The sequence below is a fragment of the Aeromonas sp. genome, from assembly GCF_050633025.1.
In the GTDB taxonomy this organism is placed as follows: Bacteria; Pseudomonadota; Gammaproteobacteria; order Enterobacterales; family Aeromonadaceae; genus Aeromonas.
This window is the reverse complement of record NZ_JBODRQ010000005.1, coordinates 1-18,500: the sequence shown is the minus strand read 5'-3', so window position 1 is coordinate 18,500 and position 18,500 is coordinate 1. Positions and strand designations below refer to the sequence as shown.

Sequence of the window (18,500 nt, the reverse complement as noted above, 5' to 3'; positions counted from 1 at the left end):
TGGTTTAAAAGGCAGAGGTCTGACCTCATTGCGCCACATCTTAACAATCCAATCACAAGTTTCATACAGCTGATTGAAACTAAATTAAGCACGGCAAGGCCCCTTTGCTCGCCCTTGGGAAGCAACTGGAGTATAAAAAGATCAACTTCCATAAAAACAACGGGTTTATCGCATGGCAGCAGCCGAGTTCAGAGCACTTAGGAACTATCTTGGCAGTCAGATCCTGGGACAGGAGGAGCTAATAGAAGGGCTCCTGATTGCCCTGTTATGTGAAGGACATGTGTTAATCGAAGGGGCCCCCGGACTGGCCAAAACCCGCGCCGTCAAGGCGCTCGCCGGCGCCGTCGAGGGACGCTTTGCCCGTATCCAGTTTACCCCCGATCTGCTTCCCGCCGATCTCACCGGCAGCGAGGTGTTTCACCCGCAGGATGCCAGTTTTGTTTTCCAGCCAGGCCCCCTCTTCAACCATCTGGTGCTGGCGGACGAGATCAACCGGGCACCGGCCAAGGTGCAATCAGCGCTACTTGAAGCCATGGCCGAACACCAGATCACCGTGGGCAAAAAGAGCTGGCGACTGCCCCCCCTCTTTATGGTGGCCGCCACCCAGAACCCTATCGAGCAGGAGGGAACCTATCCCCTGCCAGAGGCGCAGCTAGACCGCTTTCTGCTCAAGCTGATGGTGGATTACCCGAGCCCCACGATGGAGCTCGCCATCTTGCAGCTCAACGCCAGCGGCGAACAACTTGGCGCGGCGCCAGTGACCCTGAGTCAGACCAGCTTGCAGCATGCCCGCAGCGAAGTGCTGGCGGTGACCATGCAAAGCCGACTGGAGCACTATCTGGTGGAGCTGGTCTGCGCCACTCGCCCGGGCAGTGGTCTTTGCCCGGCCCTTGAACCATTGATTGCCGTGGGGGCCAGCCCTCGGGCTACGCTGGGGCTGGCTCGCTCCGCCCGCGCCCGAGCCTGGCTTGCCGGACGAGATTATGTGCTGCCGGAAGATATCCAGCTGCAAGCCTATCCGGTGCTGCGCCACCGCCTTATTCCCAGCTATCAGGCACTGGCCGACAATCTGGATAACGATATCCTGATCGCCCAACTGCTGGATCGGGTGCCATGTCCCTAGAACCCGATCTGCATCCCGATATCGCCCTGTCGCTACCACGGCTGCTCAATATCCGGCTCTGGGCCAAGGCCAGGAAGCCACCTCACGCGGGCAGAAGCAGCAGCGAACGCGGCAAAACGGGCCGCTCTCCCGGACTCACGTTTCGGGAGCTGCGCGCCTATCAGGCGGGTGACGAGGTACGCCATATCGACTGGCGAGTGACCGCACGCCTCGGTCGTCCCTATACCCGCCTCTATAGCGAGGAGCTCGATCAGGCGCACTGGCTACTGCTCGATCTCTCTCCCGCCATGTATTTCGGCTCCACGCTGCAGCTCAAGGCGCGTCTGGGGTGCGAGCTGGCAGCAGCCTTGATCTGGCAAGGGGAGAAGCAGCACAACACCCTGATCTGCCACGGGCTTATCCCCCATCACCAGAGCCAGCGCGGCAGCGTGCTGCCCCTGCTCGAATCCCTCTGCCATCACTATCAGCAAGGGCTGGCCCGCCGGGCGCTTTCTCACTCGCTGGCCGACACCTTGTCCGGCGTGAAGCTGCCTCACGGAGCCAAGCTGACGATCATCACCGATCACAGACCCTGCGAGTCGGCGCTCTGCCAACAGTTGCAGCAGCTCTCCCGCCGCCACGATATTCACTATTGGCAGATCCGTGACCCCCTCGAGGCAGCCCTTCCTCCTGACGGCCAGCTGCCAGTGGCCATCGATCGGCCAGGGCAGCACTATCAGGGCTGGCTGGATGGGAGCCATACCGGTTTCTCCCTGCGCTACCGGCATGCCGCCGAGCAACAGCTGGCCCACGGCAAACAGTTGCTGTTGCCATTGGTGCAGCGCCTCTATCTGCTCGATAACAGCCAGACGCTGCAACAGCAGTGGCAGGAGGGGTTATGTCATCAGGGATGATCTCGCCCGCCGAACTCGACAGCGCCAGTCCCGCCTCCGACGCCATCACTCCGCCGCTGGCCGCCCTGATGCGAGACATCCACCCGGGGCCGGATCTGATTGAACAGAGTCTTGATCCCAGAGTGCAGGCGCTATTGTGGCTCCTGATCGCCGGTTTTCTTCTGCTGATGATCGTCCTGATTGCCAAGAGGGTGATACGTTATCGCCGCTGGTGTCGTCAGCTGGAGGGAGATCCGGCACTGCTGGTGGCACGCATACAGGAGGCCCTGCGCCACGAATCGCTACAACGCTGGCCCGAGGCGCGCCAGTTGCAGGGAGAGGCGTGGCTCGCCTTCGTCGATCGTCACGGCGGCAGCGATTTCAGCCAGTTCACCCCTCACTGGAGCAGTTGGCTCTATGGCAGCCAGAAGCCGAGCAGCGAGCAGAGCGAACAGCTTCGGCAACATTATCGCCGTTGGGGTCAAACCCTCTTCTTGCAACGCTCTCCCCGCTCGGGGCGTAAAGCCGCACGGAGGCATCCATGATCCTGGCCTGGCCCTGGTTTGCGCTGGCGCTGGTGCTGCCCTTGCTGGTGCGATTCGGCTTGCCGCCCCTGCGCCGCGGCTATCTGGCTCACCCCGGGTTTGCGCTGCTGCGTCCTCAGGCCGGATTGCCGCTCTGGCGCGCCATGCTGCTCTGGTGCGCCCTTATCCTCGCCCTCTGCCGCCCCCAGTGGTGGGGGGAACCGGTGATCCAATATGAGGGGAGTCGGGATCTGCTGCTGGCGGTGGATCTGTCAGACAGCATGCGCACCCCTGATATGCTCGATAACGGCGAGCAGCAAGCTCGGTTGACGGCGGTGCGCCAGCAGATCAAGGCGCTGATCGCCAAACGGGCCGGAGACAGGGTGGGCCTCATCGTATTTGCCGATCACGCCTACCTGCTCTCTCCCCTCACTCAGGAGATCCCGGCGCTGTTGACCTTGAGCGACGAGCTCGATTTTGATCTGGTCGGCCGAACCACCGCCCTTGGCGAAGCCATCCAGCTGGCACGTCAGCATGGGGATCCGGGTCGCCCCACCGCCCTGCTGCTGGTCACTGATGGCCGCAATACCGCAGGCAATGCCGACCCGCTGCAGGAGGCCAAACTCGCCGCGGCGCAGGGAATACGGATCTACACGCTGGGGGTCGGGGCCGATCCCGATACCTTTATCCAACCCTATGATGAGGCAGGCAGCGGTCAGGCCGATCCCAGCAGCGAACTGGACGAGCCACTCCTAAAAGAGCTGGCCCAGACAGGCCAGGGGCGTTACTTTCGGGCTCGCACCCAAAGCGATCTCGATGCCATCAACGCGACTCTCAATGCCCTTGAACCTGCCCCCATGCCGATTGCCCAGTACCAGCCGGTGATCGAGCTCTACCCCTGGCCGTTGGCACTGCTTTGTGGCTTGCTGCTTCTGCCATCAGGGCAAGGCAGACTGGAGTTTCGCATGGTGCGTAGCTGGCTGACACGAGGCGCGCGCAGATGGAGCTGATCTTGCTCCGCCCCCTGTGGCTGATCGCACTCATCCCCTGGCTCTGGCAAGGATGGCGCCGCCGTCGCCAGCCCCCGCTGCTCGCACCTGCGATGCAGGCTTATCTGCTGCCAGCCTCCCGTCCTCAGCGCCCCTGGCTCTGGCTGGCAACCCTGCCCGTCATTTTGGCCCTGAGCGGACCGGCACTGCGCGGTGAGCTGCAACAGCAGCCTGCGGCGCCGCTCGATATCTGGCTGCTCGACTTGTCACGCTCGATGACCGCCACCGACCTCAAACCGGATCGGGCGACCCGGGTCAGATGGCAGTTGCAGCAGCTGCTGAGCCGCGCCAAGGGCGAGCGCATTGCGCTGATCCTCTACGCAGGTGATGCCTACCTCGCCATGCCGCCAACCCGGGATCATCAGGCCCTTTCGCTGCTGCTGCCCGACTTGCGCCCCGATATCATGCCTCTGCAGGGCAGCAACCCGGCACGGGCGGTGGAACTTGCCATGAAGCAGCTGGCCCCTGGAGAACAAGCGCGTCTGCTGCTGATCACCGACGACCTCACCCAGAATCAGATGACCCAAATCGCCGCCCTGTGGCCCTGCCAGCAACGCCTTCTTTGCCGCGACACCCAGTCGGCACGCCTCGATATTCTGCTTGCCAGCAGTGGTCAACCGGCCCCCATGCCCGCCATTCCGGCCAATGAGTTGGGGTTTGCCGCCCGCATGCCCGCTCAGTTGCCCGCCCCCGATAGTCAGGCCATTGCTGCTCTGGCCAACCGTCTCGGTGGTGAGCTGCAGTGGCTTGGCAGCGACGCCTCCCGCTTTGCACCGCTGCCCACCACGACCTCGGCCCTCACCCCGGCGCCACTGGATCTTGGCCCCTGGTTGCTGATCCCCTTGTTACCGCTTGCCTTGCTGGCCAGAGTCGGCGCACGGTTGATGATGGCGCTGATGGTGGGAGCGCAGCTGCTTGCGCCACAAGACCTGCAAGCCGCAGAGAGGGTAGACCTGCAAGCGATGCAGGCTTATCAAGAGGGGGATTTTCAGCGGGCTGCCCGCACCTTCAACGATCCAGTCTGGCGCGGCAACGCCTGGTATCGAGCTGGTGCCTACCGGCAAGCTATCTCAGCCTATCAGGAAGCGACGAGTGCCACCGCCCACTACAACCGTGGCAATGCCCTGCTGCAACTGGGGGAGTTTGCGGCCGCCAAAGAGGCCTATCTGGCCGCTCTGGCGCTTGAACCCGGCCATGAAGATGCGCTCTATAACCTCTCACTGTTACAGGGAGGAGCGGCCGCAGCTCTCGACACCAACAGCAGCAAACAGCACGAACCATCGGCAGCTCAGCAGGCGACGGCAATGCCCCTGCCCCCCTCCCCCCCGGTGTTGCTGCTGGAGCAGCGGCTGCGCAAAGAGGCGCTGCGCCGGGATCTGATCAAGGTGGAGGAGTCCTGGTGACGCGGGCAGGATGGGGGCTGTTGCTCGCACTGACGAGTCCACTTGGTTGGGCCCTGCCCCCCCGGGCAGAGCTGCTGCCGGGGTCCGACCCCAGCGATTGGCTGCTGATCATCGAAGCGGATGGCGAGCGCCAGAGCAGCGAGCTGGAGATCTCCCCCCTACTGCGCCAGTTTGCAGTGGGCAGAGTGACCATGAGCCGGGTCACCACCCCGGTACAACAACTGACTCGCTGGCAGATCCCGCTGCACCAGAGCGACTCACCCGCTAATACAAAGGTGGTAATTGCCCCGCTAAAGCTCGGAAATGAGTTTACCCCCTCGCTCACCCTGCCATTGAGAGAGGTGAAAACAGCGGCGCTGCCGCAACCCGCAGCCCCCTCGCCCCTCGAGATGCAGGCCAGCCTTGATCATCAGGGCCCACTCTATCCCGGCCAGCCGGTGATCTACCGGCTGACACTGTGGCTGCCCACCAGCATGCAAAACCCGGCGCTAAGCGAGCTTAGCTCTGCCCACTTCACCATACGTCGCCTCGGTAGCGACGAGTGGATCGCCCCCGTTCAGGCTGGTCTACCCGGTCGGCTCACCCGCAGCTGGCTCGTTCAGGCAAAAGCGCCAGGGCTATGGCTCCTCGACTCACCCCGCTTGCAGGGGCAGCTCACGCAGCAAGGGGGAAAAGCGCAAAAACTCTCGGCCCGTGCGGCACCGCTCGAGGTGAGGGTCGACAAGGCCCCCGCCACGCCGGTGGCCACCCGGCTGACCCTGAGTCAACGGTTTGAACCAGCCACCAAGGGGGAAGTGGGTGAACCGCTGATCCGGATCCTCACCCTGACCATGGAAAATGGTGACAGCGGCCAGATACAGCTTGCCCCCCTGATGGCCCATCAACTGCCAAGCGGCATACAGGCACATCCCGATGGCGAGCAACAGCAGGAGCGTTACCGAGATGGCAAGCTGCTGTTTGAGCGACAGTGGCGCCAGACTCTGGTCGCGGAGCAGAGCGGCGACTATCAGCTCCCCCCCATTGATCTGCCCTGGTTTAATACCCAAAGCGGCCGGATTGAACAGGCCAGCCTGCCCGCCATTACGCTGACGTTTCAGGCAACGACCAATCGGCAACCTAATCCGCAGACATCGCAGGTGGCACTGCGAGAGAGCCTTTGGTGGGTCGTGCTGGCCATAACGCTGCGTGCACTATGGCGCCACTGGCCCCGCTGGCGCGCCTTCTATCAACTGCAACGTGCCCTTGCCCAACACCAGCCGGATGGCAGTCGCAAGGCGCTGATCAAGTGGGCGACCATGCGCTGGCAGGTCTCCTATTATCAATTAGGCCAGTTGCCCGACGCTGGGCATAATCGGCTCGGCAACGCGCTCGCCGCACTCGAGCGAGCCTGTTTTGCGCGGCCCTCTTCTGGCCAGCCCATCGAGTGGCGCGCTCTGGCGCGAACCCTCAGTGCTGATGAAACGGCCGGTATTGCGCATCTGATTTACCTGCTGGCGCACGGGAGTTCCCGCTCCCGCCGCCACGCCCCCTGACAAGGATTGCCCTATGGCACTGCTGTTTTTTAGAAAAAAACGTGCTCAGCAGCATATTGGTGGAAATGATCCGGCCACTTCGCCGGTCTCTGATCCCATGGCTGACAAACAAACCAAATTTGAAGCACTGGTTCATGCGCTGCATGGCGATCTCTATCGGTATGCCTACTGGCTGACCCGGGATCCCAACGTGGCGGAAGATCTGGTGCAAGAGACCTTCCTGCGTGCCTGGAAGGCTATCGACACCCTGCAGGATGATAAGGCGGCCAAAGGGTGGCTGATCACCATCCTCAGACGGGAGAACGCCCGCCGCTTTGAACGCAAACAGCTGGAGCTGGTGGATCTCGACGATCACCCTCAGCCCCAGCACGATGCGCTGCACAGCGAGCAGGAGATGGAGAACGAGTGGTTGCACCGTCACATCGCCCGGTTGCCCGAGGAGTACCAGGAACCACTGCTGCTGCAAGTCGTGGGAGGATTCAGTGGTGAAGAGATTGCCGAGATGCTCGGCCTCAACAAGAACACCGTTATGACCCGACTGTTTCGCGCCCGCAACCAGATCAAGGAGGCAATGGAGCAGAAGAACCAAGCAAGAGGACACGGACATGGATGAACTCGAATTTCGCCGCAATGCCATGATCCAGCCCCACGATCAACTGCCGGACTTTCTCAAAACTGCTGAAGCAAGCCAGGCCAATCGGAACTACCTCGACGAGATGAAGCAGTTCGACAGAACCCTCAAGCGCGCCATGCAGGTAGAAGTTCCCGTCGGTCTGGCCGAACGGCTCCTGCTCAGGCAAGCCATGCTGCAAGACTGTGACGCGCAAGATGATATGCCGCCATCCCCCCCCCTTGGCACGGCGCCGGTCAAGCTCCGGACATCGACATCCTGGCGCCAGATCACCCTGGCTGCATCGGTCGCCTTCCTGCTGGGAATGAGCACCCGCTGGATCACGCTGCCAGAGACGGCTCCTGCGGCCCTCTCCCTCGCACAAGTGGCGATGGCTCATGTCTATGGCGAAGACCCCTTTATTGAAGGTGTCGATGAGCAGGTCAATCTGCATAACATCAATGCCAAGATGGAGAAGTATGGCGCCACCCTAAGCGGGATGGATGGGCTCAAGGTGACCTATGTCAATCACTGCTCGTTTTATCAGGGACCAGCCTTGCACATGGTTATCCAGGGAAAGATGGGGCCTGTCACCCTCTTTTTAGTGCCCAAACATGTGCCATTAACCCTGCAACAGGCCACCTTTGAAGATGGCACCCTCAAAGGGGAGATAGTCCAGCTCAAAGGCGCCAATATGGTACTGATTGGCGAGATGAAAGAGCCACTTGCCCCTGTTGCCAACGCCCTGCAGTCACGTCTGCAGTGGGACATTTAACATCGCTGGTTAACAACCTCAGAGCCATCCTCAATAGCAGGCGGCGGTCACAATCCGCTGCCTGTTTCCCCCCTGTTTACTCCCCTTTGTCACTCATTTGCCTCCAAACTTCGAGAAATTGACAAAATTATTTTTGTGACGGAGATCGGCAATCCAGGTCAATATTCCGCCTTTAGACCCTGAAAATGATGAATTAAACAGCAAGTTAAAACAAATGATTAACACATTGATCACTTTTATGTATTCTGCTGTCACTGGTCTGATTTCTTACCTCCTACCAGATCCATAGAATCACGCCAGAATTGATTGGGAAGAAGCTGAAATAAAAACGGATTTTGTCGAGGTTTGCATTGAACATGCAGCCAATATCGGCAAAAAAATCTGCCTACAAGAGAGAACTCCATGACGACAACAATTTTCAAGAAGAGCCTGATTGCCGCCACCATCGCGCTGGCCACCGGTCAAGTCCATGCTGCGGCATTCCAGTTGAACGAGCACTCGGCCTCCGGTTTGGGTCGCGCCTATGCCGGTGAAGCGGCTATCGCCGACAACGCCTCCGTGCTGGCCCGTAACCCGGCTGCCATGACCACCTTCGACAAGATGGCGGTTTCTGTCTCCGGCACCTACATCAAACCGGATGTGGATGTGGATGGTGCAATAAATCTGGTTGATGCAAACGGGAACAAAATTGCCAAATTAACCGATGCAAGCGAGTCAGGCATTGCTCCGGCAGCCTTCGTCCCCGCCTCTTACTTTATTCAGCCACTAAATGACCAGTGGGCTTGGGGTATTGGGTTGTTCTCCAACTACGGTCTCGCAACCGAATATACGGAAACCTTCGCGGCTGGTGCCGGTGCTGGTAATACCGAGTTGATGACCTTCAATATCAACCCGAACATTGCCTATCGTATCAATGAACACTTCAGTGTCGGTGCCGGTATCAACGCCGTTTACGGTGCTGCAGAACTCAACCGTTTTGCGGGTTACACTGGCACAACGTTGCCCAAAGATACCAATGTCGCTCATCTTAAGGGGGATACTTGGGGCTTTGGCTGGAACATCGGTACTCTCTATGAAGTTAACGAAAACCATCGCTTTGCTCTGACTTATCGCTCACAAGTGGATATGAGCTTTAATGGTGATTTTCAGGGAGCGACTGCCGGTGTAGCCGGTCTCCAGAATGGCAAGCCTGTATTTAAAACAGTAGATGGCAATCTAAAGCTGGACTTGCCAGCTCAAGCTGAATTTGCCGGATATCACCGTTTGAATCAGCAATTTGCAGTTCATTACTCCGTCAACTGGACTGACTGGAGTGCTTTCCAAGAATTGAATGCCACAAGCGCCAGTTGTAACTCTCCGGGTAAACCAGGCGTATGTCTTTATAAGCCAGAAAAGTTTAAAGACTCTACTCGCTACTCCATCGGTGGTACCTGGTATATCAACCCTGCTTGGGAAGCGCGTCTGGGCTTCGCCTATGACAACAGCCCTATCGAAGCTGAATATCGCAGCCTGAGTATCCCCGACTCAGACCGTATCTGGTATAGCGCTGGCGCCACCTACCATATCAATACCGATATGAGCGTTGACTTTGGTATGGCCTATCTGGACGGCAAAGAAGTAGATGTCAATGAAGGCCTGCCAAACCACGACAGTTTGAACCGCTGGCAAGGTACATCCCACGGCAACGCCTTCCTGGCCTCTGCCCAGTTCAATATGAAGTTCTAATTAGAACGCTTCGAAAAGAGCGCCTTATGGCGCTCTTTTTTTGTTCAAAAAATCCATTTCAGCGCACACATGTAGCACACACGTGTTTATTTTTCTTTTTTAATCAAGCTATTAGATCGCACCATTCCAGCATTAAATCTTGTTTTATCCAGATACCGGACATTACCGTTGTCTTGCTGGTCATACCATATAAAATTCTGTCTTCATTCATATGACCTATTGAACCTTCGGGTAAAAGCAAGGATTTTGCCATGCATCCCATCATCAAACCGTCCGCCATCGCCCTGCTGGTGATCGCGGGTCAGACCCATGCCGCGGGCTACCAGTTATCAGAACAATCAGCGACGGGTCTTGGCCGCGCTTTTGCCGGTGAGGCCGCTATTGCGGACAATGCCTCAGTATTGGGCCGCAATCCCGGTGCTATCACCCGTTTTCGTAGCCCAACTCTTTCTAGTGGCGTTATCTACCTGAAACCGGATGTCAATATCGGCGGTCAGGTACACGACAATTTCGGCCCCCAGAATGCCATAGCCAACGATATCGCGGATGATGCCTGGATCCCCAACCTCTATTTCATTGCGCCGATTAACGAACGTCTGAGCATGGGGCTATCTGCCACCTCTCACTACGGCTTGGGGATCAAGATGCCCCAAGGTTATCACGCCGGTCATTTCGGTAATGTCTCTGACATCAGAACCGTCGATTTGGGGAGTGCGCTGGCTTATCGCGTCAGCGACATGCTCTCCATTGGGGTGGGGCTCTCTCTCATTCAGGGAGAAGGGGAAGTAGGCGGCACCTATCCCACTACCCTCACCAATGGTCAAAGCGTCATTGCCAAGCATGTTAAAGGTGATGGCCGCGAACTGGGCTGGAACACAGGTATTCTGTTGACCCCCAGCGAACAGACCCGGATCGGCCTCTCCTACCGCAATGGTGTCGATCTCAAGCTCAAGGGAGATGCCACTCTGAGTAAACCAGTGGCGCCGGGTAAATTTGTAAGCATCAGCGATCAAGGCAATCTGGTTCTGCCGCTGCCCGCGACAACTGAGCTGGCGGTATTCCAGCAGATAAACGATAAACTGGCGATCCATAGCAGCATCAACTGGACTGACTGGAGCAAGTTTACATCGTTGACGGCCAATCTCGATCACCTCGGTACCCTGCCCATTAAAGAAGAGCACTGGGAAGATAGCTGGCGCTATGCTCTGGGGATGACCTACCAACTGAATGCCAAATGGCAACTTCGCTCCGGTCTCGCATATGATCAGAGTCCGGTGCCTGCAGTCAATCGCACTATCTCGATCCCCGATGCAGATCGGCTCTGGTACAGCCTGGGGATGGGATATCAGTTCACCCCCGACCTGACCGTGGATCTGGGACTGACCCTGCTCGATGGCAAGAAAGTAGACGTGCATGAAAGCTTCACTCAAGGCAACTATCAATCCCGCTTTGATGGTACCTCCGAAGGAGACGCCTGGCTGGCCGGTGCACAAGTGAGCTATCTCTTCTAAATTGCTTCCTGCAGAAAAACACTATGCCAGTTATTTCTTACCCGACAAGGGGAACACTGGCATAGTGTTCTGCAACACCATAAAATCAATCCAGTACCCATACTGGAGCAAGGCATGTATTCTTACGTTGCAAGACAGCCGATCCTCGACAGAGATCTCAATACCCATGCCTATGAGCTGCTCTTTCGCGATAGTTTGAATAATGTCTTCCCCAGCATCTCCTCACAACAAGCCACCTCCCGGTTGGTGGTCGAGCAGTTTCTGCAACAGAATATCGATCAGCTGTTGGGCGGCCACCCCTGCTTTATCAATTTCCCCCACTCACTGCTGCTGGAAGGGTTGGCAGAGTGCCTGCCTCCCCAAAAAGTGGTGATTGAGATCCTGGAAGATGCCCCACCGGATGATGCCCTGCTGGAAAAAGTGAAGCAGCTTCACCAACAGGGTTATCAGCTGGCGCTTGATGACTTCACCATGTCGCCGGATTGGGAGCGCTTCCTCCCCTTTATCCACATCATCAAATTTGATCTTCGCGCCACCTCCTTGCTGCAGATCAAGGTGTTTATCCAGCGTCATAAAGCGCTGGGGCTCACCTATCTGGCGGAAAAAGTAGAGGACAAGGCGGAGTTCGAGCGGGTCAAACGGCTAGGGATCCAGCTGTTCCAGGGTTTTTTCTTTAGTCGTCCTGAGATGGTCAAGCAAGCCACTATGGAGCCAGCGCAAGTCGTGGTGATGCAGTTGCTCAACGTGGTCAACGAGGCAGAGCCTGATATCAACAAAATTGAACAGCTGCTAAACCAGGATATCTCCCTCTCCCTCAAGCTGCTGCGCTACGTCAATCATCTCAAAGGCCATGCCAACCCCATTTCCTCATTTCGCCAAGCTGCCATCTATCTGGGCCACACCCAACTAAAACGCTTTGTCTCGCTGGTCGCGGCAACCAGTGCGGGCAAGGGCAAGAGCGCCGAGCTTTACCAGATGTCGCTGATCCGTGCCCGATTCTGTGAACTGCTGGCCCACGCCCACGCTCCGAGCCAGCAGGCACAACAAGCCTTTATCACCGGTCTCTTCTCCCTGCTGGATGTACTGATGGAGCAGCCAATGGACAAGCTGCTTGGCACTATCCCCCTTATCGATGACATTCGTATGGCACTACTTGAGCACAAAGGCAATCTCGGTTTCTACCTTGCGTTTTGTGAAGATTACGAGAGTGCCAACTGGTCACAGGTAACGGCCAGAACAGCCCAGCTGGGGCTTAATGAAGATAAGGTAAGCCACCTTTATCTCGCAGCGACGACCTGGGTTAACGAGCAACTGCACGCGATGAATACCGATGATTAAGTGGTCTCTACCGCAATAGCCGTTGCCTCACCGCCCCCGATACAGAGCGCAGCAACACCCCGCCGCAGACCCCGTAGCCGCAACGCGGCAATCAGCGTCACCAGAATGCGGGCCCCACTCGCCCCCAGCGGATGACCGAGTGCACAGGCCCCTCCATGCACATTGACCTTGTAATGAGGGATGCCGACCCCGCTCATGGTCAGCATGGTTACCATGGCAAAAGCCTCGTTGATCTCAAACAGATCCACCTCTTCCACCGACCATGCCAGACGCGCCAGCAACCGAGAAATGGCGCCAATAGGCGCAGAGGTAAACTCGGCGGGCAATGCTGCATGGCTCTGATAACCGACAATACGTGCCAGCACAGGCACCTGCCAGGCTTGCGCTGTTGCGCCATCCATCAAGATCAGCGCCGCCGCGCCGTCCGAGATGGAGCTTGCATTGGCCGCCGTAATGGTGCCCTCTTGGCCAAACGCAGACTTCAGGGTCGGGATCTTCTCGGGCCGGCCCTTGCCCGGTTGTTCATCTTCAGCCAGCAGCAGACAATCATTGTGGAAGACAGGGGCCAGCTCCAAGGAAAAATAACCGCCCTGCAGAGCCTCACGGGCACGATGTAGCGAGGCCAGAGCAAACGCATCCATCTCATGGCGGGTCAAAGCGTGCTGATCGGCGCTGCGCTGGGCATGTATTCCCATAAGCTGGCCATCATAGGCATCCTGCAATCCATCACGGAAAAGGTGATCCTGTAGCAATTGGTGGCCCATCCGATAACCATTGCGGGCATTATCCAACAGATAGGGGGCTCGGCTCATGCTCTCCATGCCGCCTGCGACTACGATTCTGTTGTCGCCAAGCCTGATAGAATCAGCAGCCAACATCACCGCCTTCATACCCGAACCGCACACCTTGTTGACTGTGGTTGCAGGTATAGATGGCGGCAGTCCCGCTTTCAACATCGCCTGTCTGGCTGGCGCTTGCCCCACCCCCGCCGCCAGCACGTTGCCCATAAGCACTTCGTCTATCTGCTCGGGACGCAGGCCACTTTGCACCAACGCAGCCTCGATGACACAGGCCCCCAACTCAGGTGCCGTCACCTCTGCCAGAGCCCCTTGGAATGAACCCATAGGAGTCCGCTTTGCCGCCACAATCGCAATATCCATTTGCCAGTCTCTTTTCGTTACATTGCTATAACATAGGTTTTCTGCGTCACAGGAACAAGAGTTGCAGTACAGTTTACGTTTAGGTAAGGTGCCAGCAGGATTTAGTTCGCCAAGAAGTCTGTATGAACAAAAACAGGGATGAAGCCCGGCGCTACAGCATCAGTGAGCTGGCACGGGAATTTGATATTACAACGCGCAGTATCCGCTTTTACGAGGATCAGGGATTACTCAATCCCACGCGAGAGGGCCAGACCCGCATCTACAGCAAGCAGGATCGGGTTCGTCTCAAGTTGACCCTGCGTGGCAAGCGCCTTGGTTTCAGCCTCGCCGAAATCCGCGAATTGTTTGATCTCTATGATGCAGACAAGAGCAGCCGCACCCAGCTACAGACCATGCTGGTACTGGTAACGGATAAACGCGAGACGCTGCAGCAACAGATGGAAGATATCAGAATGGTGTTGCTGGAGCTGGATGCCGCCGAACAACGCTGTCAGCAGGCACTGAGCCAGCTGGGGTAATGAAGCCTGAGGGCAAATATGCCCTCTTTTCACACAGTGAAAACAACCAAACGCCAGATAGCAAAAAGCCACTCCTGAGAGTGGCTTTTTTTCAACCTGACGGCTCGCGATTAGACGCGAACGAAGTCCAGGTGAACCAGCTTGTAACGTACCGGGTGACGCTGGATAGCTTTCACTTTTACGTTAACTTCTTCGCCGTTGATGACCAGAGTCAGTACGGACTCATAGAATTCCGGCTTCTCTTGAGCCAGGATCATTTTCTTGTGGTCAACAGCTACGGACAGCGCTTCTTTGCCTGCACCGTAAACGATGGCAGGAACTTGGTCAGCTTGACGCAGGCGGCGGCTCGCACCTTTCCCCAGGTCAGAACGGACTTCAGCTTGGAATACGAAAGACATAGTATGTATCTCTTTTGGATGAATTTATGGTGCTAACTGCGACCGGTCAGCACCTCGCAAAACGAGCGCGAATACTACCATGGGCCAATCGCGGATACAAGGCTCATCCCGCGCTTTAACGCCCCTGCTCAAGGCGGGCAAATTGCTGTTGCCGCTGGGCCGGGCTCAGCGCATCAAATTGCGCCAGCGTCTCGGGGCGCGGGCAGTAAAGCACATCCCCCGTTCTGACCCGAATGCTCCGGCCAAGGTACTGCTGATTCTCCGCCACCAATGCCAATAAATAGCTGTAGGTATCGGCTCCCCGGGCGGCGGAGAGCTGATTGGCAATACGCCATAGCGTCTCCCCTGTGGCGACCTGATGACACAGGCTTTTTGTCCCGCCAGCCGAGTGGGACTGTGCAATATCGGCACTCATCCCCCTCTCATCTCCTTTGACCCCCCTCATCCCGTCAGTGCGCAACGTCAACCCAAGCTGAACCAGCAGGGGTTCGCTCTCACCACTGTTGTCAGGAATCTCAACGCCACCCAAAGCGTCTTGAGGCGTGCGAAATTCGGCAATAAAGGGGGCGATATATTGCTCGCTATAGCCAGGCTCACCACTCCCCTTCAATGCGGGTACCACAGCCGCAACAGTCTGGTCAGAGACCACCCCGTAAGCCATCTCATCGATGCGTCGCAGCCTTGCCAGATAAGTTTTGGAGAGCTGTGCCTCCCCCTCGAACAACTCGAAAGGAGGCACCAACCGGGCAGGAAAGAGGATCTGCCAACGACCATGCTTCTGCTTTTGGGCCAGCGGAGGAAACTGATTGCCCCGCCAGGCCGCAAACATCGCTGGCGGCGTGCGCACCAGCGGATAATATTCCGGGTTCAACTGCACCCAGGTTTGTTCCGCGATGGGTTGATAACCGCTGATCACCACCTGTGCCACACTCAACCAGATACCCAGCATCCTTACCTCCGGTTGAAAAGGGGCTGCCTGACAGGCAACCCCTTCCCACACTCTATATCAAGTAGTTAAAACAGACAGATATCAGCTTAACACTGCGCAATAGCATTCAGCACCCGTTTATCCGAAATGGGGTATGGCGTCCCCAGTTGCTGAGCGAAGAAGGAGACTCTCAACTCCTCGATCATCCAACGGATATTGGCCACCTCGCTAGGGATCAGCTGGGATTTGGGGATCTTGGCGAGCAGCGCCTTGTACTCCGACTCCACACTCTGCACCTTGAGCATGTAGACCCGATCCCGATTGGGATCGATAGCCAGTTTCTCTAGACGCCGCTCGATGGCACGCAGGTAGCGCAAGAGATCAGGCAACCGCAGCCAGCCAGTCTCGGTGACAAAGCCCTTGTGAATAAGGTTACCCAACTGCTGCTGGATATCGGACATGGCAAAAGCGGTGTCGAGCTGCATCTTCCCCTTGAGCCGCTTCTTGATCTCATGGGACAGCGTCAGTACGGCTTCCACCTGCTTGGCCACCTCCACCACCGCATCGTTGAGCTCGGCACGGACAAACTCCCTGAGCGCCTCGAAACCGGCCTCATCCCAGGCCATGCCGCCGTGCTGCTCAATCAGCTTGTCGCAGCCGCAGGCGATGCAGTCATCTATCAGCTCCGCCACCTTGCCAAAGGGGTTAAAATAGAGCCCCAGCTTGGCCTTGTTGGGCAGCTTCTCCTGCAGATACTTGATGGGTGATGGCACGTTGAGCAGCACCAGCCGGCGCTGACCGGCCCACATCAGCTGCTGCTGCACCACCGGGCTCTCCACCAGCTGGATGGCGACCGAATCCTTCTCGTCTACCAACGCCGGATAGGCTTTCACCTCGAAGCCGCCCCGCTTCTGGCTGTACTCCTTCGGCAGCTCGCCAAAGCTCCACAGAGTGAGGCCGGACTGCTCGATGTCATCGTCCGCCACTTGTGACAGGGTCTCCTGCACCTTGCCCCTCAGCGACTCTTTCAAGGCCTCCAGATCTTTGCCTTCCGCCACCTTCTTGTGTTTGTCGTCCACCACCCGGAAGGTGAGTTTCAGGTGATCGGGCACCGCTGCCCAGTCCCAAGATTCACGGGGCACGGTGACACCGGTCATACGGCGCAGCTGGCGCTCCATCTCGTCCAAGAGTGGCCCCTGCTCGGGGTTGATGCTGGCGAGCAGTGCATCGGCATAGTTCGGCGCAGGCACGAAGTTCTTGCGCATCGGCTTTGGCATCGACTTGATGAGAGCCACCAACAGCTCATGGCGCAGCCCCGGGATCAACCACTCGAACCCCTTCACCTCCACCTGATTCAGGAGCGGCAGCGGAATATGCAAGGTCACGCCATCCGCCGCCTCCCCCGGCTCGAACTGATAGGTCAGCTTGAGCTTGAGGCGCCCCTGCTGCCAGAAGTTGGGGTAGTCGAGATCGCTGATGTGGGCGGCATCCCCCTTCATCAGCATCTCTTTTTCGAAGTTGAGTAGCTCGGGATCCTGCTTTTGTGCCTCTTTCCACCACTTGTCGAAGTGACGGCTTGATATCACATCCTCCGGCAAGCGAGCATCGTAGAAGCGGAACAAGTCCTCATCATCCACCAGGATATCGCGTCGACGAGACTTGTGCTCCAGCGCCTCCACCTCCGCCAGCAGCTTGCGGTTATCGCTGAAGAAGCGGTGGCGGGTCTCGAAATCCCCCTCCACCAGGGCGCGGCGGATAAACAGTTCACGACACAGCGCCGGATCGATGCTGCTGAAGTTGATGGTACGCTCGTTGACCAGGGTCAGGCCATACAGAGTCACCTTCTCCTTGGCCATCACGGCGCCGTTTTTCTTCGACCAGTGAGGGTCGCTGTGGTGCAGCTTGATGAGGTGACCCGCCAGCGGCTCCACCCACTCGGGTTCAATCTTGGCGTTGATGCGGGCGTAGAGACGCGAGGTCTCCACCAGCTCGGCGGCCATCACCCACTTGGGCGGCTTCTTGAACAGACCCGAGGCCGGGAAGAGGTGGAAGCGACCGTTGCGGGCGCCAAGGAATTCGGGCTTTTCCAGATCCTTGTTGCCGATATGGCTCAAGAGGCCGGTCAGCAGCGCGCAGTGCACCGTCTTGAAATCTGCCGGTTCATGGTTGGCTTTAAAACCCAGCTCCTTGACCGTCTGACGCAGCTGGAAATGGATGTCCTGCCACTCGCGCACCCGCAGGTAGGAGAGAAACTCCTTCTGGCACATGCGGCGGAACGGATTGCTGCCAAGGGTATCCTGCTGCTCTTTCAGGTAGTTCCACAGATTGACGAAGGCGAGGAAGTCGGACTCCTTGTCTTCAAAACGTCTGTGCTGCTCGTCGGCGGCCTGCTTCTTCTCCATGGGCCGCTCGCGGGGATCCTGAATACTGAGAGCAGCGGTGATCACCATCACCTCGCTCAGGCAGCCAGTCTGCGCCGCGCTGATCACCATCTTCGCCAGACGCGGATCAAGGGGGATGCGCGAGAGCTGGCGTCCGGTCTCGGTCAGCTGCAGTTTGGCTTCGCGATCGCCGGTAGCGGGCAATTCCCTCACCGCCTCCAGTTCTTTGAGCAGGGTCAAGCCGTCCTTGAAATGGCGCGACTCAGGCGGCTCGACGAAGGGGAACGCCTCCATGTTGCCAAGGCCGAGCGCCAGCATCTGCAGGATGACGGAGGCCAGGTTGGTGCGCAGGATCTCGGGGTCGGTGAAGGCCGGGCGCCCGTTGAAATCCTCCTCGGAGTAGAGACGGATACAGATGCCGTCCGCCACCCGGCCGCAGCGCCCTTTACGCTGGTTGGCACTGGCTTGGGAGACCGGCTCGATGGGCAGGCGCTGCACCTTGGTGCGCCAGGAGTAGCGACTGATTCGGGCAGTACCCGGATCGATGACGTAACGAATGCCCGGCACCGTCAGCGAGGTCTCCGCCACGTTGGTGGCTAGCACTATGCGCCGTCCGGCGTGTTGCTGAAACACCTTGTTCTGCTCGGCGTTGG

16 protein-coding genes are annotated in these 18,500 nt (G+C 58.0%); 12 read left to right on the top strand and 4 right to left on the bottom strand.

Features of this window, described 5'->3' with window-relative positions:
- The first annotated feature begins 172 nt into the window (after positions 1-172).
- From ACRAUW_RS01340 to ACRAUW_RS01290, 11 genes are all read left to right on the top strand, one after another.
- Positions 173-1,123 carry an AAA family ATPase gene (locus ACRAUW_RS01340; RefSeq protein WP_431360858.1) on the top strand — a complete coding sequence of 317 codons (951 nt, stop codon included), beginning with the start codon at positions 173-175 and terminating at the stop codon, positions 1,121-1,123.
- On the top strand, positions 1,114-2,016 hold the full coding sequence (locus tag ACRAUW_RS01335; RefSeq protein ID WP_431360857.1) for a DUF58 domain-containing protein: 903 nt from the start codon (positions 1,114-1,116) through the stop codon (positions 2,014-2,016). Before ACRAUW_RS01340 ends, ACRAUW_RS01335 begins: the two co-directional genes overlap by 10 nt.
- Positions 2,001-2,540: a DUF4381 domain-containing protein gene (locus ACRAUW_RS01330; RefSeq protein WP_431360856.1), complete on the top strand. Its 540-nt coding sequence runs from the start codon at positions 2,001-2,003 to the stop codon at positions 2,538-2,540. Before ACRAUW_RS01335 ends, ACRAUW_RS01330 begins: the two co-directional genes overlap by 16 nt.
- Positions 2,537-3,529 (top strand): VWA domain-containing protein, encoded by a 993-nt coding sequence (locus tag ACRAUW_RS01325; protein ID WP_431360855.1) that lies wholly within the window; start codon positions 2,537-2,539, stop codon positions 3,527-3,529. Before ACRAUW_RS01330 ends, ACRAUW_RS01325 begins: the two co-directional genes overlap by 4 nt.
- The gene (locus ACRAUW_RS01320) at positions 3,520-4,971 is read left to right on the top strand and encodes a VWA domain-containing protein (RefSeq protein ID WP_431360854.1); all 1,452 of its coding nucleotides are present in this window, start codon (positions 3,520-3,522) and stop codon (positions 4,969-4,971) included. Before ACRAUW_RS01325 ends, ACRAUW_RS01320 begins: the two co-directional genes overlap by 10 nt.
- A gap of 20 nt (positions 4,972-4,991) precedes the next feature.
- On the top strand, positions 4,992-6,503 hold the full coding sequence (locus ACRAUW_RS01315; RefSeq protein WP_431360853.1) for a BatD family protein: 1,512 nt from the start codon (positions 4,992-4,994) through the stop codon (positions 6,501-6,503).
- Positions 6,504-6,516: 13 nt separating this feature from the next.
- Positions 6,517-7,116, top strand: coding sequence for a sigma-70 family RNA polymerase sigma factor (locus ACRAUW_RS01310; RefSeq protein WP_005333245.1), 600 nt, complete (start codon positions 6,517-6,519; stop codon positions 7,114-7,116).
- Positions 7,109-7,888, top strand: coding sequence for a DUF3379 family protein (locus tag ACRAUW_RS01305; protein WP_431360852.1), 780 nt, complete (start codon positions 7,109-7,111; stop codon positions 7,886-7,888). Before ACRAUW_RS01310 ends, ACRAUW_RS01305 begins: the two co-directional genes overlap by 8 nt.
- A 402-nt stretch (positions 7,889-8,290) precedes the next feature.
- Entirely contained in the window at positions 8,291-9,613 is a 1,323-nt protein-coding gene (locus ACRAUW_RS01300) for an outer membrane protein transport protein (RefSeq protein ID WP_431360851.1), read from the top strand.
- A gap of 251 nt (positions 9,614-9,864) precedes the next feature.
- The gene (locus tag ACRAUW_RS01295) at positions 9,865-11,124 is read left to right on the top strand and encodes an outer membrane protein transport protein (protein WP_431360850.1); all 1,260 of its coding nucleotides are present in this window, start codon (positions 9,865-9,867) and stop codon (positions 11,122-11,124) included.
- A 114-nt stretch (positions 11,125-11,238) separates the two neighbouring features.
- Complete coding sequence (locus ACRAUW_RS01290) at positions 11,239-12,462, top strand: EAL and HDOD domain-containing protein (RefSeq protein WP_431360849.1); 1,224 nt, start codon at positions 11,239-11,241, stop codon at positions 12,460-12,462.
- On the opposite strand, the gene ACRAUW_RS01285 is transcribed toward ACRAUW_RS01290, so the two are convergent.
- Positions 12,459-13,622, bottom strand: coding sequence for a thiolase family protein (locus tag ACRAUW_RS01285; RefSeq protein WP_431360848.1), 1,164 nt, complete (start codon positions 13,620-13,622; stop codon positions 12,459-12,461). The genes ACRAUW_RS01290 and ACRAUW_RS01285 overlap by 4 nt on opposite strands.
- Before the next feature lie 122 nt (positions 13,623-13,744).
- Here ACRAUW_RS01285 and ACRAUW_RS01280 point away from each other — a divergent pair, with 122 nt between their 5' ends.
- Complete coding sequence (locus ACRAUW_RS01280; protein WP_431360847.1) at positions 13,745-14,140, top strand: MerR family transcriptional regulator; 396 nt, start codon at positions 13,745-13,747, stop codon at positions 14,138-14,140.
- A 110-nt stretch (positions 14,141-14,250) separates the two neighbouring features.
- Here the strand turns inward: ACRAUW_RS01280 and rplY are convergent, their stop codons facing one another.
- The 3 genes from rplY to hrpA form a co-directional block, all read right to left on the bottom strand.
- Positions 14,251-14,538 carry a 50S ribosomal protein L25 gene (rplY, locus tag ACRAUW_RS01275; RefSeq protein ID WP_042030867.1) on the bottom strand — a complete coding sequence of 96 codons (288 nt, stop codon included), beginning with the start codon at positions 14,536-14,538 and terminating at the stop codon, positions 14,251-14,253.
- A gap of 115 nt (positions 14,539-14,653) precedes the next feature.
- Positions 14,654-15,487 carry a hypothetical protein gene (locus ACRAUW_RS01270; protein ID WP_431360846.1) on the bottom strand — a complete coding sequence of 278 codons (834 nt, stop codon included), beginning with the start codon at positions 15,485-15,487 and terminating at the stop codon, positions 14,654-14,656.
- A gap of 86 nt (positions 15,488-15,573) precedes the next feature.
- A partial coding sequence (gene hrpA, locus ACRAUW_RS01265) for an ATP-dependent RNA helicase HrpA (RefSeq protein ID WP_431360845.1) occupies positions 15,574-18,500 on the bottom strand: 2,927 nt, incomplete at its 5' end.

What these genes read in the sequence shown, in the direction of transcription:
- ACRAUW_RS01310 (WP_005333245.1), top strand. Translation starts at nt 6,517, where the DNA reads ATGGCACTGCTGTTTTTTAGAAAAAAACGTGCTCAGCAGCATATTGGT.
- ACRAUW_RS01300 (WP_431360851.1), top strand. Translation starts at nt 8,291, where the DNA reads ATGACGACAACAATTTTCAAGAAGAGCCTGATTGCCGCCACCATCGCG.
- ACRAUW_RS01270 (WP_431360846.1), bottom strand. Translation starts at nt 15,487, where the DNA reads ATGCTGGGTATCTGGTTGAGTGTGGCACAGGTGGTGATCAGCGGTTAT.
- ACRAUW_RS01290 (WP_431360849.1), top strand. Translation starts at nt 11,239, where the DNA reads ATGTATTCTTACGTTGCAAGACAGCCGATCCTCGACAGAGATCTCAAT.
- rplY (WP_042030867.1), bottom strand. Translation starts at nt 14,538, where the DNA reads ATGTCTTTCGTATTCCAAGCTGAAGTCCGTTCTGACCTGGGGAAAGGT.
- ACRAUW_RS01280 (WP_431360847.1), top strand. Translation starts at nt 13,745, where the DNA reads ATGAACAAAAACAGGGATGAAGCCCGGCGCTACAGCATCAGTGAGCTG.
- ACRAUW_RS01325 (WP_431360855.1), top strand. Translation starts at nt 2,537, where the DNA reads ATGATCCTGGCCTGGCCCTGGTTTGCGCTGGCGCTGGTGCTGCCCTTG.
- ACRAUW_RS01335 (WP_431360857.1), top strand. Translation starts at nt 1,114, where the DNA reads ATGTCCCTAGAACCCGATCTGCATCCCGATATCGCCCTGTCGCTACCA.
- ACRAUW_RS01330 (WP_431360856.1), top strand. Translation starts at nt 2,001, where the DNA reads ATGTCATCAGGGATGATCTCGCCCGCCGAACTCGACAGCGCCAGTCCC.
- ACRAUW_RS01320 (WP_431360854.1), top strand. Translation starts at nt 3,520, where the DNA reads ATGGAGCTGATCTTGCTCCGCCCCCTGTGGCTGATCGCACTCATCCCC.
- ACRAUW_RS01295 (WP_431360850.1), top strand. Translation starts at nt 9,865, where the DNA reads ATGCATCCCATCATCAAACCGTCCGCCATCGCCCTGCTGGTGATCGCG.
- ACRAUW_RS01305 (WP_431360852.1), top strand. Translation starts at nt 7,109, where the DNA reads ATGGATGAACTCGAATTTCGCCGCAATGCCATGATCCAGCCCCACGAT.
- ACRAUW_RS01285 (WP_431360848.1), bottom strand. Translation starts at nt 13,622, where the DNA reads ATGGATATTGCGATTGTGGCGGCAAAGCGGACTCCTATGGGTTCATTC.
- ACRAUW_RS01340 (WP_431360858.1), top strand. Translation starts at nt 173, where the DNA reads ATGGCAGCAGCCGAGTTCAGAGCACTTAGGAACTATCTTGGCAGTCAG.